The organism is Pontibacter sp. FD36 (assembly GCF_015686655.1).
Taxonomy (GTDB): Bacteria; Bacteroidota; Bacteroidia; order Cytophagales; family Hymenobacteraceae; genus Pontibacter.
The window spans coordinates 1-16,747 of record NZ_JADPMP010000012.1 but is presented as its reverse complement, the minus strand read 5'-3'; the positions used below and the strand labels follow the sequence as shown (position 1 = coordinate 16,747).

The window sequence follows — 16,747 nt, the reverse complement described above, 5'->3', positions numbered from 1 at the left end:
ATCCAACCATGAAAACTCTGAATTTCAGAAACATAAGAAACATAGCACTGGCAGGCGTCCTTTCCCTGTCAGCTGCTTCCTGCGACCACAGTCTGGACATAGAGCCAAAGTACGATGTAGTGTCGGCCAACGTGTACCGAGACTTCGCTAACTACAAGAGCATCCTGGCTAAAATGTACGCCGGTTATGCTGTAACAGGCCAGCAGGGTCCTGCCGGCCGGCCTGACATCAGCGGTATCGACGAGGGCTTCTCGAACTACCTGCGTCAGTACTGGCAGGCACAGGAACTGTCGACTGACGAGGCGATCATCGCCTGGAACGACGGCAACCTGCGTGACCTCCATGATATGGACTGGACACCTGCCAACGAATTCCTGCGTGCGCTTTATAACCGTATCTTCTACCAGGTATCGCTTACAAACGAGTTCATCCGCGAAACGCAGGATGCCCAGTTGAGCGAGCGTGGCATCACGGGCGCTAACCTTGAGGAAGCGAGACGCTACCGTGCTGAGGCCCGCTTCCTGCGCGCCCTGAGCTACTGGCATGCGCTTGACCTGTATGGCAACGTGCCTTTCGTGACAGAGCAGGACCGCGTAGGCTCTTTCTTCCCGGAGCAGACCACGCGTGCCGATCTGTTCAGCTATGTGGAGAGCGAACTGCTGGCCATAGAAAGTGAACTGGGCGAACCCGGATTTGAATACGGCAGAGCCGACAAAGCCGCTGCCTGGACGCTGCTTTCAAAGCTATACCTGAATGCAGAGGTATACACCGGCCAGGGCCGCTATGCCGATGCCGTAACCTACTCCCGCCGCGTGATTGATTCGGGACGTTACCAATTGGAGGCAGAGTATAACCACCTGTTCCTGGCCGATAATAATACCTCAAGTGAGATCATTTTCCCGATCACGTTTGACGGTCTGCGCACTACGACATGGGGCGGTATGACCTACCTGGTACACGCACCAGTGGGCGGCAACATGAACGCAGCTGCATTTGGTATCAACGGCGGCTGGGGCGGTCTGCGCACTACTAAGAATATTGTGGAGCTTTTCCCGAGCACCAATGCCACACCGGATGAGCGTGCCATGTTCCATACCGATGGACAGAACCTGGAGATCGCTGACATTTTCACTTTCACTGACGGCTACCCGATCACGAAATTCAAAAACGTGAACAGAGCTGGCCAGGCAGGTTCTGACCCAAGCGGCAACCACCCGGATACAGACTTCCCGATGTTCCGTCTGGCAGATGTATACCTGATGTATGCTGAGGCTGTACTGCGTGGCGGTGGCGGATCTGCTGCTGATGCGCTGGACTACGTGAACCAACTGCGCCGTCGTGCTTATACCGATGCAGCTGGCAATGTGAGAGGCAATGGTGGTGCAATCAGCCAGGGACAGTTAACGCTGGACTTCATTATCAACGAGCGTGCCCGTGAACTGAAATGGGAAGGTCACCGCAGAACAGACCTGATCCGCTTCAACAGATTCACTTCTGCTACTTATGTGTGGCCATGGAAAGGTGCCGTTCCGGAGGGCAGAGGCGTGGAGGAATTCCGCAGACTGTACCCAATCCCAAGCACGGACCTGACCGCCAACCCGAACCTGACACAAAACCCGGGCTATACACGATAATCTGAACAGACCGGAAGCTGATCTCTACTGCGGTCAGCTTCCGGATAGATACATCACATTTTGAAATCATCAAATATGAAAAGCGCGATAAATAAATTATTTACCCTGTGCCTTATGTCGCTGGTGCTGTTCTCTTGCGAGAAAGACGAAGAGCGGCTGGTACTGCGCCCTGGTGCTGTCCCTACCCTTGCTGCCACTGAAAGCAGCGTGGAGCTGACAGCAGAAACAAAGGGGGAAGATGCGATTACCATGAACTGGACAGCCGCTGATTACGGCTACCAGGCAGCTGTTACCTATACCCTGCAGTTTATTGCAGAAGGCGGTGACTTTGAGGCTGCCAGAGAAATAGAAGCAACACCAGGTACGACAAGCAGAACCTTGACCGTAGCGGAGCTGAACACCCTGGCCACGCAGCTGGGTCTGGCACCAAACAACGAAGGCACTATACAGGCACGTGTCCGATCTTCTGTGGCAGAGAGTGTAACACCGGCTTATTCTAACGTAATTTCTTTCAACGTAACCCCGTTCCTCGACATCATCGAGTACGTGTCGCTTTGGGTGCCGGGCAGTCATCAGGGCTGGAACCCAGGCGAGGCACCAAAGGTATCGTCTGTGAATGATAACGGTGTGTATGAAGGGTTTGTGAACTTCCCGGAGACGGAGACAAACTTCAAGTTTACGCCGGAGCCTAACTGGGACAATGACTTTGGAGGAACCAGCAGCGGCAACAAAGGCACGCTGACAGAAAAAGGAGACAATTTAGTTGTGAACGGCACAGGCTATTATTTGCTTAAGGCAAACACTAACCAGATGACCTGGGAAGCCATCCGTACAACATGGGGTGTAATAGGTGACGCGACCGGCAGCTGGGATAATGACCAGAACATGACCTACGATGCTACCGAGCAGGTATGGAAAGCCACGCTTAACCTCTCAGTGGGTGAGATCAAGTTCAGAGCCAATGACGCCTGGGACATCAACTTTGGTGATGACAATGCCGACGCCAGTCTGGAGTATGGCGGAGCCAACATTCAGGTGGAAGAGGCCGGACAGTATGAAGTAGTTTTGAATCTGGCTAATCCGGGTAACTATACCTACTCCTTGATCAAGCTTTAAGATGCGAAGCTCGCGCACAGACTTAACCAAAGCATACTGCTGCGAACTGCACCTTTAAACTAAGCAAACCCGGCAGGCTACTCCGCTTGGCCGGGTTTGTTATATACAGACCTTTTGTTTTCAACCTTTCAGCAAAAATCTCCCTCCATGAAGATTTTCTACAAAGCACTAGCCTCCCTCCTGCTGACTTCAGTGCTGTACCTGCCATCTCAGGCGCAGAACAGCCCGATCAGAGAAGTCGGCTCCGTGAACAATGTCAGCATCTCCGGTCAGAAAGTAAATCTGACCACCGACCGTAACAACCACGTGGAAGTGACGGTCTATACCCCAACCGTGGTGCGTGTGCGCATGGACAAGCAGCCACTTGGCAAAGACTTTTCCTATGCCGTGGTCACGCAGCCGCAGCAAACCAAAGTGAACATCACGCAGAACGATAAAGAAGTGTCGATCGTGACTGACTCGCTGCAGGCCCGCATCACCAAGAACCCGTTCTCGGTAGCTTTCCTGACCCGCGACGGCAAGGTGATCAACCAGGACGAAGAAGGACTGACTACGTCGTGGATTGGAGAGGAAGTGACCACCTACAAAAAGATGCAGAAGGGTGAGCGCTTCATCGGATTAGGTGAGAAAACCGGCGGCCTTGACAGACGTGGCAGCGGCTATACCAACTGGAACACCGATGCCTACGCTTACACCACTAATCAGGACCCGCTGTACACCACTTTCCCTTTTTACATCGGCATTCACAACGGTCTCAACTACGGCATTTTCTTCGACAACAGTTACCAGAGTGATTTCAACTTCGGTGCCAGCAACGACCGCTTCTCTTCTTTTGGAGCGCAGGGTGGCGAGATGGATTATTACTTCTTTTACCACACCAAATTGGCCGACATCATTGGTAGCTATACCTTCCTGACCGGCCGCATGGAGCTGCCGCCGCTTTGGAGCTTAGGCTACCAGCAAAACCGCTACTCCTACTACCCGGAAACGGAGGTTTTCCGCATCGCCCAGACCCTGCGCGAGAAGCGTATACCTGCCGACGGCATCACACTGGATATTCACTACATGGATGCCTACAAGCTTTTCACCTGGGATAAGTCACGCTTTCCTGATCCTGCTGCTATGAACAAAAAGCTCAAGGATATGGGCTTTAGAACGACTGTGATCGTGGACCCGGGCATTAAGATCGAAGAAGGCTACGGTGCTTATGAACGTGGCGTGAAAGAGGATGTATTCCTGAAGTACCCGGACGGAAAATACTATGCCGGCGAGGTATGGCCAGGCTGGACGCACTTCCCGGATTTCACGGGCGAAAAAGGCCGTGAGTGGTGGAAAAAGGAGATTAAGTTCTTTGCCGACACCAATGTGGATGGTTTCTGGAACGACATGAACGAGATCGCCACCTGGGGTCAGAAAATGCCTAACAATGTGCTCTTCAATTTTGAGGGCAACATCACCACACACAAAGAAGGTCGCAACGTATACGGCCTGCAAATGGCCCGCGCCAGCTACGAAGGTGCCCGCCAGCACATGCCCAACAAGCGTCCGTTTATTCTGTCACGTGCCGGCTACTCGGGTTCGCAACGCTACTCAGCCATCTGGACAGGCGACAATCGCGCCGAAGACAGCCACATGCTGCTAGGTATACGCCTGCTTAACAGCCTCGGTGTAACTGGCGTTTCTTTCTCAGCCATGGATATTGGTGGCTTTACCGGCAATGCACCGGTTGGTCTGTTTGCCCGCTGGATTCAGTTAGGTGCCTTCACCCCTTACTTCCGTAACCACACCGGCGTGAACACCCGCTCTGCCGAACCCTGGGCTTTTGGCGAAGAGGTAACCGAGATTGCCCGTAACTTCATTAGCCTGCGCTACCGCCTGATGCCGTACATCTACTCCAACATGTACGAATCTACGCAGTCCGGACAGCCGCTGATGCGCACGTTGGCCATTGACTATACCCATGATCCGCAGGTATACAACGGTGAGTTTGAATCGCAGTACCAGTTCGGGAAAGCCTTCCTGATCATGCCGTTTGAGAGCACGAAGAACTATGGCAAGGTATACTTCCCGCGCGGTAAGTGGTACGACCTCTGGACAGGCGAAGTGAAGCAGGGCAACCGAGAGGAGATGATCGGGGTGCAGTACAACAAACTGCCGATCTATGTGAAGGAAAGCAGCATCATCCCGATGCAGTCGCTGGTGCAGCACATGGGCGAAACCCCGACCGACACCCTGACCATACATGTGTATCGCGGCGATGTGGCCAACAGCTTTGTGTACTATGAAGACGACGGCGAGAGCTACGACTACCAGAAAGGTGCTTTTTACAAACGCACCATCACCTACGATCCGCGCCGCAAGACTATCACCTTTGGCGATGTGGAAGGAAATTTCAAAACCAAGTTCAACCACGTGAAGGTGATGCTGCATGGCTTCGATGCGAAGACCAGATTCCAGTTCAACGGCAAGCGTGCCACGGTGCAGGAAGACTTTGCTTCGTTCATCGACCCGGTTTCCCGCTTCGATCCGCAGGGTACTGCTAATCCAAGAATTGGGTATGGTGTACGCAGCATGGTGGTGCGGAATGATAACGGGAGATTTACAGTCGGCTTTTAATTGATTTGGCCTCCTCAGCATCTCGGTTCTGTGGAGGCCTTTTTCTACCTCAAAACAAACAACCATGAAAAAACTAAACCTGCATCACCTGCTGCTTATACCTGCGCTATACCTGGCGACGGGCTGCAGCTCGACAAACCAACCGGATAGTCAGCCTGTTGCTACTGCCAATGAATGGCCTCATGGTGTGAGCTACGAAATCTTTGTGCAGTCCTTCTGCGACTCGGACAACGACGGCATCGGCGATATCAAAGGCATGACTTCCAAACTAGATTATCTGGCTGAGCTAGGTATAGAAGGCATTTGGCTGATGCCGATGAGTCCATCGCCTACCTACCACAAATACGACGTAACCGACTATACTGGCATTCACCCCGATTACGGGACCATGGAAGATTTCAAAACCTTTCTGGAGGAGGCGCACAAGCGCAACATTAAGGTCGTAATTGACTTTGTGGTGAACCACTCGAGCAATCAGCATCCCTGGTTTGTAGAGTCTGCCAAGGACGAGAACAGTCCTTACCGCGACTACTATGTATGGGCGCACAAAGACGATCCGCAGACCAAAGGCGAGGGCAAAACCACTGGCGATGACTCGCACAACGTGCACCAGTGGCATGAGGTGAAAGGCAGCGATTACAAATACTTTGGTTACTTCTGGGGTGGTATGCCTGACCTCAATTTCGACAATCCGAAGGTGCGCCAGGAAGTGTATAAGATCGGTCGCTACTGGCTGGAGGAAGTGGGTGTGGATGGCTTCCGACTCGATGCGGCGCGCCACATTTTCCCGGATGACAGACCGGCCGATAATCACGCTTTCTGGGAGGAGTTCAGAGCCGAGATGCAGAAAGTGAAACCGGATGTATACCTGGTAGGTGAGGTATGGGCCGAGGCTGATGTCGTGGCTCCTTATACCAAAGGCCTTCCCGCTCTCTTCAACTTCGAGATGAGCTGGAAAATACTTGACGCCCTGAAAACAGGAAACGGCGACTCGCTGGCGATCCACCATGACCGCATCATCAACACCTATCAGCAGGTGAATCCGAATTTTGTAGACGCTACCATCCTGAGCAACCACGATCAGAACCGCATTATGAGTGAGGTGAACGGTGACCTGAACAAAGCCAAGGTAGCGGCTGCATTGCTATTTACATTGCCGGGCGCTCCTTATGTGTACTATGGTGAGGAGATCGGGATGCAGGGCAAGAAGCCGGATGAGCAGATACGGGAGCCGTTCCTGTGGGACACAAAAGCAAACGACGATTGCCGCGCTTCCTGGGTGACGCCCGAGTACAGCACTGAGCAGAACGTTAGGCCAATGGCGCAGCAGGCGCAGGATCCAAACTCGCTCCTGAACCACTACAAAGCCTACATCCAGTTGCGCAACAGCAGCAAAGCACTCACACATGGCGACCTGGAGCCGGTGAGCCTGAACAACCGGGCCGTGAGCGCGTTTATCCGTACCATGCCCGATGAGTCGCTGCTCGTACTGCACAACCTATCCGATAAAACCACGAGTGTTACCCTACCCGCCAGTCTGCAGGAGCATAGTAAAATGGTACATCAGCACAATGCTGCGAAATTAAATGGCAGCACAGTACAACTGCCTGCTTATAGCTCTATCATTCTCAGCAAATAAAAGACGAACAGCAAAAAGAATATGCAAAAATATAACGGCCGCCGTACCTTTCTGATGCTAACTCTTTTCGGAAGTCTGAGCACCGCCTGTCTGATGGGCTGTTCGGGCAACGACAGTCAGACAGAGCAAACCAACAGTACAGAACAGACAAGTATGATGGAAATAAAATCAGAACCTTTCGGCACCGCCCCCGATGGGCAGGAAGTACAGCTCTATACCCTGACCAACGACAGTGGCATGACCGTGAAAATCACCAATTATGGCGCAATCGTGACGTCTATTCAAACGCCTGATCGAGATGGCAACCTGGGTGAAGTAGCGCTTGGGTTTGACAATGTAGATGGCTATGTGCCCAACGATCCGCATTTCGGTGGCATTGTGGGCCGCTACGCCAACCGCATCGCCAAAGGCAGATTCACTTTAGATGGCGAAGAGTACACCCTGGCTGTGAACAACGCCCCCAACCACCTGCACGGCGGCATTACCGGATTCGACAGAGTTGTATGGCAGGCAGAGCCATTGCAGAAGCAAAATGCCATACGCTTGACCTACGTGAGCACAGACGGAGAAGAAGGCTATCCGGGCAATCTAACGGTAGTGGTCACTTATACTCTGACAGGCTTCAACGCCCTCAAGATCGATTACGAAGCCACCACCGACAAAGCCACGCCAGTCAACCTGACGAACCACAGCTATTTCAACCTGAGCGCGGGCAAGGAAAAGGACATTCTCAACCACATCGTCACGATCAATGCTGATCAGTTTACGGCCACCGACGAAACGCTTATACCTACCGGAGAGCTGGCTTCTGTGAAAGGAACGCCTTACGATTTTACCACACCGCAGCGAGTGGGTGACCGCATCGAGAATCTGCAAGGCTATGGATATGACCTGAACTACGCTGTAAGGAATGGAGGCAATAAACTGGTACACGCTGCCACTGTAGAAGACCCAAGTACAGGCCGCGTCATGGAAGTACACACGACACAGCCCGGCATTCAGTTCTACACGGCCTATCACCTGGACGGCACCCTGACAGGTCACAACAACACAACCTACAACCGCTACGCCGGCCTTTGCCTAGAAGCGCAGCACTACCCCGATTCCCCGAATCAGGAGAGCTTCCCTTCGACGATTATCAGGCCCGGCGAAAAGTACAGTGAAACGACGGTGTATAAGTTTGGGGTGAAGGAGTAGGAAGAATATTTAAGGTGATAAAGAATGGCGAGGATTCATTTGCATAATGCAACTGCTCCCTTCTAAGTGGGGATTGACCTCTCCTAACTCGTCCTTTTTCCGAGGACCCCTACCCCTAAAATAGGAAAAGTGTTTGGGAATGATTACATCCCCCTGCCCCCTTCCAAGGGGGACTTTAGGTACCTATTAATTTGCAGGTACAATGGGGTTGCTGAAGCATAATGTGTTTCTGCAGAATTAAACCACCCCTGCCCCTCCCAAGAGGTAGGGCCGTTAAGTTCTAGTAGATTCTCCCCTTGAGGGGAGCGCAGAGGGGTGTTGAGGCTGCGGATGAATCGTAAATAAGTCCGCTAATGGCAATTTAGCACCGAATTTATACCCCTATAATCCCCTCAAGGGGATAGTTTTCGAAGAACTCAATAGCCCTGCCTTCAAATGTGGACTTCTGCCCTTAATGGTTCACAAGTATAAGCCATGTCGCTTCTGTTATAGTCTAGACGGACCGCTGGCACGCATTGCGGAGTAACTCTCAGCAGCCTACGCAGCAAACACTGGTGCCAGGTGCACCCTTTGACGCTCCACTGTTCGAGCGTTCAGCGAGTTTGGAGCGTCTTGATTTTTTTGCTTACTGGGGGTAGGGGCCCTCGATTTTTTCATCAAGGAAAAAAGTAAGGCCCCGCCGGCCAGGCGAAACTAAAACACATTAACATTAACCAATGACCAAATACACTTACATAAAAGCAGCAAGCTTAGCAGCAGTACTAACTGCAACTGCCTGCAAAACGCCGCAACCAGACACCGGTACAACCACCGAAACAGTCAGCACAGAACAGGCAATCTGGCAATCCCAAGCCTATAGCATTTACCCTGACCGCGTCGTACAAGGTGACTACGTAGCACAGGCACTATCCCCTACCGAGATCACCTCCAGCTACCAAAGCCCGGCCAATGAATTCCAGTCCCCAGAGGTGCTCTTCAAGTTCAGCATCAACAGCAAAGACAACGAAATGCCGTCTGGCATGGACCACCAGTTCGTATGCCTCGCCGAGGAAGGAGGAAGTTGCGAAACACCTGTTATTAAATTCGGGCAGCAGCTGAAGGCTACTGAGCCGGCACCAGCCAAGGCATTTCTGCCACCGAACACACCGCTTACCGTGCGGGTGGATATGCGCGACGTGCTGAATGCCTTTGAGAAGCAGGGATTTTACACCGCCTACAATGGCAGCAAGGTATACAAAGACGATTTCAAAGGCGTTTATATTGCCGGCAACTCCTCACCCCTCACCTGGGATTTCGATAATCTGGCGAGTCGCGAAGGGATGGAACTGGAAGACCCGGACGGCGATGGCATCTATGAAGTGACGCTCAACATGAATGCCCACCGCGAAGAAAAACTCACGGCTTCCCACTGGAAACTGAGCCTGCCGATCGACAAATATCCGCAGTACAAATCCGACTACGTGCTGACCGATGCACTCTACAACATGACGCTGGAGGAAGTGGTGAAGAACATCGAGGAGGATGGTACTTTCCGTACCGGTAAAGAATGGGCTGGCGTCTGGACCCGCGACATCAGCTATAGTCTGATACTGGGTTTGGCTGCCATTGAGCCAGAGATAGCCCGCAAAAGCCTGATGCGCAAAGTGAAGAACAAGCGCATCATTCAGGATACCGGCACAGGCGGGGCCTACCCGGTTTCGACCGACCGCATTGTGTGGGCCACTGCCGCCTGGGAGATCTACACCGTAACCGGCGACCAGAACTGGCTGCGCGAATCCTACGAGATCATCCGCAACTCGATGGAAGATGATCTGCTCAACGCCTTCGACCAGAAGACAAACCTGATGCGGGGCGAGTCCTCTTTCCTCGATTGGCGTGATCAGACCTACCCGAAATGGATGCAACCTGCTGATATTTATACCTCGCGAAACCTGGGCACGAACGCTGTGCACTATCAGGCTAATGTGCTGCTAAGCCAGATGGCGATGATGCTAAACGACAAACAGGCGTCCGACAGGTATAGATACGTAGCTGACAGCATTAAGCAAGGTATAAACCAGCAGCTGTGGCAGGAAGACAAAGGCTATTACGGACAGTACCTGTATGGTCGCAACTACCTGTCGCTGTCACCAAGAGCCGAGGCATTGGGTGAGGCACTCACAGTGTTGTTTGGTATAGCAGATGCCGACAGAGCAAAAAGAGTTGTGGCCAACACCCCGGTTTATGACTTCGGCGTACCAAGCATTTTCCCGCAGATCCCGAACATTCCGCCTTACCACAACAACGGCATCTGGCCTTTTGTGCAGGCCTACTGGACACTGGCCGCCGCTAAGGCTGGTAACGAAACCGCCACTGAGGAGAGCCTCAACGCCATCTACCGACCTGCTGCGCTGTTCCTCACCAACAAGGAAAACTTCGTGGCCAGCAACGGTGACTACGCAGGCACGCAGGTTAACTCCGACCGCCAATTGTGGAGCGTGGCCGGCTACCTGGGCATGACCTACAAACTGCTTTTCGGTATGGATTTTCAGGCAGATCAGCTAGTGTTCAAACCATTCGTACCGGAGAGTTATAAAGGCAATCGCAGCCTGACCAATTTCAGGTATAGAAATGCCGTGCTTGATATCCAGATGGAGGGCTTCGGTAACAGCATCCGCAGCATCACAATGGACGGACAGCCACTGGAAGGCGCTGCTATACCTGCGTCGCTCACAGGCCCCCATACCGTAAAGATCGTGCTGGGTGATGCCTCATCAGAAAAAGGAACACAGAACAAAGTAGCCCACCACGTAACGCCTGTCTCGCCCACAGCTACGTTTGCCAACGGCAGGTATAGCTGGCAGTCTGTAGAAGGCGCGGTGAACTACACCGTGCTTAAAAACGGCAAGCCGCTGCAGCAAACCACTGAGACAGGTATAGCGGTACAGCCAGAGGACTATGCCGAGTATCAGGTGATCGCGACGGACGCTGCGGGCTACGGCTCTTTTGCCAGTGAGCCGGTGTCGGTATATCCTGCCGCGCTGGAGCAGGTATACGAAGCTGAGGCAGCGACTACGCCAGCGAAGCAACCCTACAAAGGTTTTAGCGGCAGAGGTTTCGTGGAAGTGAGCAAAAAGACAAACACAACCATCAATTTCAAAGTAAACGCGCCACAGGCAGGCTTGTACGCTATTGACTTCCGCTATGCCAACGGCAACGGACCGATCAACACCGACAACAAAGCGGCTATCCGTACGCTGCGCAAAGACAAGGAAATGGCCGGCACTATCGTGCTGCCGCAGCGGGGCATTGGCGAGTGGAGCGACTGGGGCTATACCAACAAGGTATGGGTGCAGCTCGAGAAAGGCACCAACCAGCTCACCCTTACTTTTGAGCCACAAAACGAGAACATGAACGGCGAGATCAACCAGGCCATGATCGACCACATGCGTATGATCCGAGTGCAGTAACAGGTCCATCAAATTCAGAAAAGAGCTCCTGCCAAAATCCGGGCAGGAGCTCTTTTTTTGTTACGATTTCGTTATACTTACACAAACAGGTATAACATGCTCTCTCACCGACACGAGATTTTTATGGAAGTGGCGCGGCTGCTGAGTTTCACCAAAGCCAGCCAGACCCTTTTTATCAGTCAGTCAGCTATTAGCAAGCACATCAAAGCGCTGGAAGAGTTCTACAAGACAGGCCTTTTCGAGCGACTCGGTAACAGCGTTGTGCTTACCCCTGCCGGCAAGCTGCTTTATGAAAAACTACTGTCTGCCAAACAGCTGCAACACGAGCTTTACCAGAATTTCAAGCAACTGAGTGAGAACTTTTCTCCGCAGGTTAACATGGTACTGGGGGCGAGTACTACTATCTCGCTCTACATCCTTCCGCCGGTGCTCTCGGCCTACCTGCAGCAAAATCCCAATGTGCAGCTCGACCTGAAAAACCGGAACAGCGAGAATATCCTCAAAGCCCTGCTCGACCACGAAATAGACCTGGGCATAGTGGAGGGCATCAACAAGGTGAGCAACGTGACTTATACGCCTTTCCTGACCGATGAAGTGATAGCCGTCTGTTCTTCCCGCAATCCGCTCAAAAAACAGCAACTGGAGATCCGGGACCTGTATGAAATTCCGCTGGCGCTGCGGGAACGGGGTTCAGGCACACTGGCCGTGCTGGAACTGGCACTGGAGCGGAAGCAGGTGAAGTTAAATGAGCTGCCCATTAAAATACGACTCGGTGGAACTGAAGCGCTAAAGAACTTTGTGCGGGTGGATACCTGCCTGTCTTTCCTGCCCCGGCAGGCGGTAATAAAAGAACTGCAGTCTGGCGAGCTGGTGCAGGTGCCAATCAACGGACTTACCATAAAACGGAGCTTCAATTTCATACAGCGCAAAGGCACCGAGAACAATTTCCCTTACAAAAATTTCATTCAGTTTACGAAGCGATATTATTCCAAAATGGAATAGCCTATTCCTTAAAGCTATTTTGTTTGGTCATATCAGGAGTGTTAATTGCCGTAAATACTAATATGGAAACGACGCTTCAATCCTTAGTAAGCCACCTCAGCACATTATCCTGCTCAGGCTGTGGCAAACAATATTCTCCTTTCGAAAAACAGACAGTTTCGACTTGCTGCCAGCTACCTTTGCTGGCTGGGTATAATCTTGTCGAGTCACTAAGCAAAGAGGTACTGCAAAAGCGGGAAGGCACCATGTGGCGCTACCTCGAAATGCTACCCGTGCTGCACGAAGAAAACATCGTGAGCCTCGGTGAAGGCTATACCCCGATCTTGGCGCTAAGCAACCTCGCTAAAAAGTACGAGCTCCGCTCCCTGCAGCTGAAAGAGGAAGGCCAGAACCCGACCGGCTCTTTTAAAGCTCGTGGACTCAGTATGGCGATCTCCAAAGCAAAAGAGCATGGTGTGGAAGGCTGCATTATACCTACAGCTGGCAATGCCGGCGTTGCCATGGCTGCCTACTGTGCCAAAGCAGGAATGCGTGCTACGGTGGTGATGCCGCGCCATACGCCAAAGGCTTTCCGGGACGAATGTTACTGGTATGGCGCTGAGGTGGTGCTGGTGGATGGCCTGATCAACGACTGCGCCGCCAGAGTGAAGGAGCTTAACAGCAAAAGTGAATTATTAGACGTGTCGACCCTGAAAGAGCCTTACCGCATCGAAGGAAAAAAAACGATGGGTTACGAGATTGCCGAACAGGGGAACTGGGAACTGCCTGACGTGATCCTATACCCTGCCGGCGGTGGCACCGGACTGATCGGAATCTGGAAAGCGTTTAGGGAAATGAAAAAAATTGGCTGGCTGCCGGAGGATATAAAACTGCCGCGCATGGTGGCAGTACAGGCCGAGAACTGCCGTCCGCTGGTAGAGACTTTTTACGGCAGACAAGCCAATGCGCAAAACTACATGGGCAAACCAACTATCGCCAACGGACTTGCCGTGCCTCGTCCACTGGGTGAGCAACTGATGCTGCAGACACTGCAGGAATCCGGCGGTACAGCCATCAGCATCAGCGAGCAGGAAATGATATCAGGGCTGAAAGAACTGGGCGCCCACGAAGGGCTTTTTGTAGCGCCCGAGGGGGCAGCCGTTTGGATGGCCACACGCAAGCTGGTCGACACGGGTTGTATCTCGCCCGATGAAAAGATTCTCCTGCTCAACACCGGTTCCGGGCAGAAGTACATGGAGAACCTTTCTGGTGTGTTTGCGGAGGACTAAACTTGCCATCAGTCTCTCCTAAACTTGTAAAACACACTGAAGATAAACATAAAAAAACCATAGCAGATCGTACCCAGCGCCACCAGGAAAAAGGCTGTGTCACCCACTGTGCCTCCACCTATAAAATCGAAAGCTGAATCGGTATCTCCGACCGCGTTTTCGTCTTGCTTGATAGCGCCGCGCAGCAGAAAGTAACCAAGCACGAGCAGGATGATGCCACGTGCAAAATATCCTGCCCATGCCAGCGCGTGAATAATGCGCTTTTTAAACTGCTCTAGTTCGCCCAGATCCAGGCGCTTGTTATAGGCTCCCTGTATGACGTATTGGAACTGCACCAGGCCAGTCAACATAGTGACCACCCCAGCCGCGCCAACCAGCCATGGACCTGCATCCCAGGCCAGTATTTTGGCGATCATCAGTTGCTGCTCCTCTTCACTGTTTCCGCCGCCTCCGGTCAGCACTTCGTATGCTGAGAAGGCAATAAGCCCATAGCCTACGCCGCTCAGAGCAACCCCTACCCTTTTGCCTATACCTTTCAGGTCTTTCCCAAACTCGTAGGGATCCGTTAAAGCTTCGAATACCCGCCAGGCGATATAACCGACCATACCTATCAGCACTACCCAGACCAGTACTTCTCCCAAGGTGTACTCAAGCAGATAACCCAGTGCACGCTCTTCATCGGCATCGTCCTCAGACCTGCCAAACAGCGAGAGTATCGCCATGCCCCCCAGCAGTACATACACGAGACCGATGGATACACAACCGTAACGGGCCAGCCACTGCGCAATCTTTCTGTACTTTTTATCTACTTTCATGGGTAGTTTTTCTCTTTCCTTCTGAATCAGACGCTGTAGGATGTCTCGCTCTTTTGACGAGAGACATGATCTTTCAGTTTAGAATTTAGATTATAAAGGTGAAAAGCTTATCTTCACTAACTCAACAGCAACAGCACTGAGGCCTTACTGACACTAGCTATACATCATACCTTATGACAACCATTGCACTGATTGCCCACAACAACAAGAAGACGGAACTACTCAACTGGGTAAAAGAGAACCAGCAGGCCCTGCGCCAATACAAGCTGATTGGGACGACTAACACTTCCAAGCTGATCAATGAGCTGCTTGACATGAACATTGAACCCTTCGGCCACGGCCCAAGTGGCGGTGATATTCTGCTAGCCGCCCGTCTACTTCAGGGTCAGATCCAAAAGGTGATTTTCTTCATCGACGTAGAAACCCCACACGGCCACGAGCACGACATCCAAACACTGATCCGCACGGCGGTACTCAACAACATTCCTATTGCTTTGAATAAGGCATCAGCTGATTTGATCGTGTTGGAAAGAAAGGACTAGGTATAAATCCACACATCCAACTCCACACATAGTGCAGATAGTGGGAGTACCTACTCCTGCTATCTGCTAGTTGGGTGCAAGTAACATTATGAATTTAGAACAATTAGCTCAAAGAGAAAAGGACCTTTGCAGTATCGTAACTGAGCTGTACAGCCAAAAGCAGACGGAAGAAAATGCTAAGAATCTTGGAGAAGTGTTTGCCTCATACAAGCAAATACATCAGCAATATTCCGAAATGGCTGAAAGGGAAATTGAAGCATTAAAAAGAGCACGCTTCATTCAATGGTATGCACTAACTGAGCCCAATTATTTGAGCGGTATTGATACTATTGATGAACGAGCAGAAATTAAGGTATTTACCATCTTAGACGGGAAGATAGGCAGCAATGCGGTCGAACCAGAGTTAAATTGGATGCTTAACTACTACGCTACATGGGATTTCGTGTTTAAGAGGTTCAAAACACTTGTAAATCTGAAAGCCTTTGTGGAAAATGCAAAGCCAGACATGCTTCCAGAAAAAATAGATAGAAAAGCAATGGAAGAAAGAGGTCAGATGGGTGAGTATTGGAACTCTCTGGATAGATACAAAGCATAAAAATACCTTCACCCAACAAAGTTCATAGTTTATGCTTCGGCGCCGCCTTGCCCACACTATGCACGAATAACGTTGTACCATATTTAAAAACATGAAAAACCTGACATTACTGATAGCAATGTTTCTTATTACTGTTGTGGCAACAGCGCAGGTAGCTATCATTCAAGATAAGGACGGGTACACCAATGTCAGGGAGAAGCCGAACGGACAGTCGCAAATCATCCACAAACTATATAGCAACGAAGCCTTCTGGTATGACTATGAAGAAGGACATGATACGGACGAATGGGTCCCTGTCTTTATACCTATTAATGCTTTCTCCTTCAGTTCTACGCAGCCCGACTACATCGAAGGATTCATACACAAATCAAGGCTTCAACCCCTAGACAAGCTACAGCCCTACCAAGGAACGGATTTTAAATTTGAATATCTTCTGGAGCCTTTTAAGCTCGATAACCGAATTGTTGAAAAGCATGAAGGGAAATGGGTAAAAACAATTGCAGGCAGACCTGTATGGGGAACGGACGGAAACTTCCCAAGAACACAAGTAAAAGGAGTCAACGCCGTAGTTGAAGGGAAAAAGGTTGAAATAAACACGCCTCTCTACAGCGACATCTACGAATGCACGAACACCTTCAAGGTCTATAAAAATGGTGATTCATACATCGTGTACCAATGGAACAGCGATGGGGCAGGTGCTTATCAGGCCGTATGGGTTTTTACCAAAGATGGACTGAAGCAAAGGCTTGTAGGGTCAATGATTTAGAAAAAAACAAGGTACAACTAAGGCTTCGTTGGGTACGAAGTGCCCACAATGAAGCCGTGGTTGCACTGACCGTGCGACGCGTTATGGGTTTTAAGTTGGAAGAAGTTA

Annotated in this window: 12 protein-coding genes; 11 read left to right on the top strand and 1 reads right to left on the bottom strand. The window is 51.4% G+C overall.

Features of this window, described 5'->3' with window-relative positions:
- The first annotated feature begins 8 nt into the window (after window positions 1–8).
- From I0P70_RS16910 to I0P70_RS16875, 8 genes are all read left to right on the top strand, one after another.
- On the top strand, window positions 9–1,634 hold the full coding sequence (locus I0P70_RS16910) for a RagB/SusD family nutrient uptake outer membrane protein (protein WP_196120269.1): 1,626 nt from the start codon (window positions 9–11) through the stop codon (window positions 1,632–1,634).
- 114 nt (window positions 1,635–1,748) lie between these two features.
- The gene (locus I0P70_RS16905; protein WP_196120267.1) at window positions 1,749–2,750 is read left to right on the top strand and encodes a SusE domain-containing protein; all 1,002 of its coding nucleotides are present in this window, start codon (window positions 1,749–1,751) and stop codon (window positions 2,748–2,750) included.
- Window positions 2,751–2,897: 147 nt separating this feature from the next.
- Window positions 2,898–5,366, top strand: coding sequence for a TIM-barrel domain-containing protein (locus I0P70_RS16900; protein ID WP_196120265.1), 2,469 nt, complete (start codon window positions 2,898–2,900; stop codon window positions 5,364–5,366).
- Window positions 5,367–5,430: 64 nt separating this feature from the next.
- Entirely contained in the window at window positions 5,431–7,005 is a 1,575-nt protein-coding gene (locus I0P70_RS16895; protein WP_196120263.1) for an alpha-amylase family glycosyl hydrolase, read from the top strand.
- 21 nt (window positions 7,006–7,026) lie between these two features.
- Window positions 7,027–8,202 carry an aldose epimerase family protein gene (locus I0P70_RS16890; RefSeq protein ID WP_196120261.1) on the top strand — a complete coding sequence of 392 codons (1,176 nt, stop codon included), beginning with the start codon at window positions 7,027–7,029 and terminating at the stop codon, window positions 8,200–8,202.
- Between the two features lie 716 nt (window positions 8,203–8,918).
- Window positions 8,919–11,651: a glycogen debranching protein gene (locus I0P70_RS16885; RefSeq protein ID WP_196120259.1), complete on the top strand. Its 2,733-nt coding sequence runs from the start codon at window positions 8,919–8,921 to the stop codon at window positions 11,649–11,651.
- A gap of 96 nt (window positions 11,652–11,747) precedes the next feature.
- Complete coding sequence (locus I0P70_RS16880; protein ID WP_196120257.1) at window positions 11,748–12,653, top strand: LysR family transcriptional regulator; 906 nt, start codon at window positions 11,748–11,750, stop codon at window positions 12,651–12,653.
- Between the two features lie 62 nt (window positions 12,654–12,715).
- Window positions 12,716–13,921 carry a threonine synthase gene (locus I0P70_RS16875; protein WP_196120255.1) on the top strand — a complete coding sequence of 402 codons (1,206 nt, stop codon included), beginning with the start codon at window positions 12,716–12,718 and terminating at the stop codon, window positions 13,919–13,921.
- Window positions 13,922–13,929: 8 nt separating this feature from the next.
- Here the strand turns inward: I0P70_RS16875 and I0P70_RS16870 are convergent, their stop codons facing one another.
- Window positions 13,930–14,736 carry a DUF1206 domain-containing protein gene (locus I0P70_RS16870; protein ID WP_196120253.1) on the bottom strand — a complete coding sequence of 269 codons (807 nt, stop codon included), beginning with the start codon at window positions 14,734–14,736 and terminating at the stop codon, window positions 13,930–13,932.
- 173 nt (window positions 14,737–14,909) lie between these two features.
- Here I0P70_RS16870 and I0P70_RS16865 point away from each other — a divergent pair, with 173 nt between their 5' ends.
- From I0P70_RS16865 to I0P70_RS16855, 3 genes are all read left to right on the top strand, one after another.
- Window positions 14,910–15,278 carry a methylglyoxal synthase gene (locus I0P70_RS16865; RefSeq protein WP_076422669.1) on the top strand — a complete coding sequence of 123 codons (369 nt, stop codon included), beginning with the start codon at window positions 14,910–14,912 and terminating at the stop codon, window positions 15,276–15,278.
- An 88-nt stretch (window positions 15,279–15,366) separates the two neighbouring features.
- Complete coding sequence (locus I0P70_RS16860) at window positions 15,367–15,873, top strand: hypothetical protein (protein ID WP_196120251.1); 507 nt, start codon at window positions 15,367–15,369, stop codon at window positions 15,871–15,873.
- Between the two features lie 91 nt (window positions 15,874–15,964).
- Complete coding sequence (locus tag I0P70_RS16855) at window positions 15,965–16,639, top strand: hypothetical protein (RefSeq protein WP_196120249.1); 675 nt, start codon at window positions 15,965–15,967, stop codon at window positions 16,637–16,639.
- Window positions 16,640–16,747 lie beyond the last annotated feature (108 nt).

Excerpts from the sequence above, each read along its gene's own strand:
- I0P70_RS16910 (WP_196120269.1), top strand. The coding sequence starts at position 9 with ATGAAAACTCTGAATTTCAGAAACATAAGAAACATAGCACTGGCAGGC.
- I0P70_RS16905 (WP_196120267.1), top strand. The coding sequence starts at position 1,749 with ATGTCGCTGGTGCTGTTCTCTTGCGAGAAAGACGAAGAGCGGCTGGTA.
- I0P70_RS16900 (WP_196120265.1), top strand. The coding sequence starts at position 2,898 with ATGAAGATTTTCTACAAAGCACTAGCCTCCCTCCTGCTGACTTCAGTG.
- I0P70_RS16895 (WP_196120263.1), top strand. The coding sequence starts at position 5,431 with ATGAAAAAACTAAACCTGCATCACCTGCTGCTTATACCTGCGCTATAC.
- I0P70_RS16890 (WP_196120261.1), top strand. The coding sequence starts at position 7,027 with ATGCAAAAATATAACGGCCGCCGTACCTTTCTGATGCTAACTCTTTTC.
- I0P70_RS16885 (WP_196120259.1), top strand. The coding sequence starts at position 8,919 with ATGACCAAATACACTTACATAAAAGCAGCAAGCTTAGCAGCAGTACTA.
- I0P70_RS16880 (WP_196120257.1), top strand. The coding sequence starts at position 11,748 with ATGCTCTCTCACCGACACGAGATTTTTATGGAAGTGGCGCGGCTGCTG.
- I0P70_RS16875 (WP_196120255.1), top strand. The coding sequence starts at position 12,716 with ATGGAAACGACGCTTCAATCCTTAGTAAGCCACCTCAGCACATTATCC.
- I0P70_RS16870 (WP_196120253.1), bottom strand. The coding sequence starts at position 14,736 with ATGAAAGTAGATAAAAAGTACAGAAAGATTGCGCAGTGGCTGGCCCGT.
- I0P70_RS16865 (WP_076422669.1), top strand. The coding sequence starts at position 14,910 with ATGACAACCATTGCACTGATTGCCCACAACAACAAGAAGACGGAACTA.
- I0P70_RS16860 (WP_196120251.1), top strand. The coding sequence starts at position 15,367 with ATGAATTTAGAACAATTAGCTCAAAGAGAAAAGGACCTTTGCAGTATC.
- I0P70_RS16855 (WP_196120249.1), top strand. The coding sequence starts at position 15,965 with ATGAAAAACCTGACATTACTGATAGCAATGTTTCTTATTACTGTTGTG.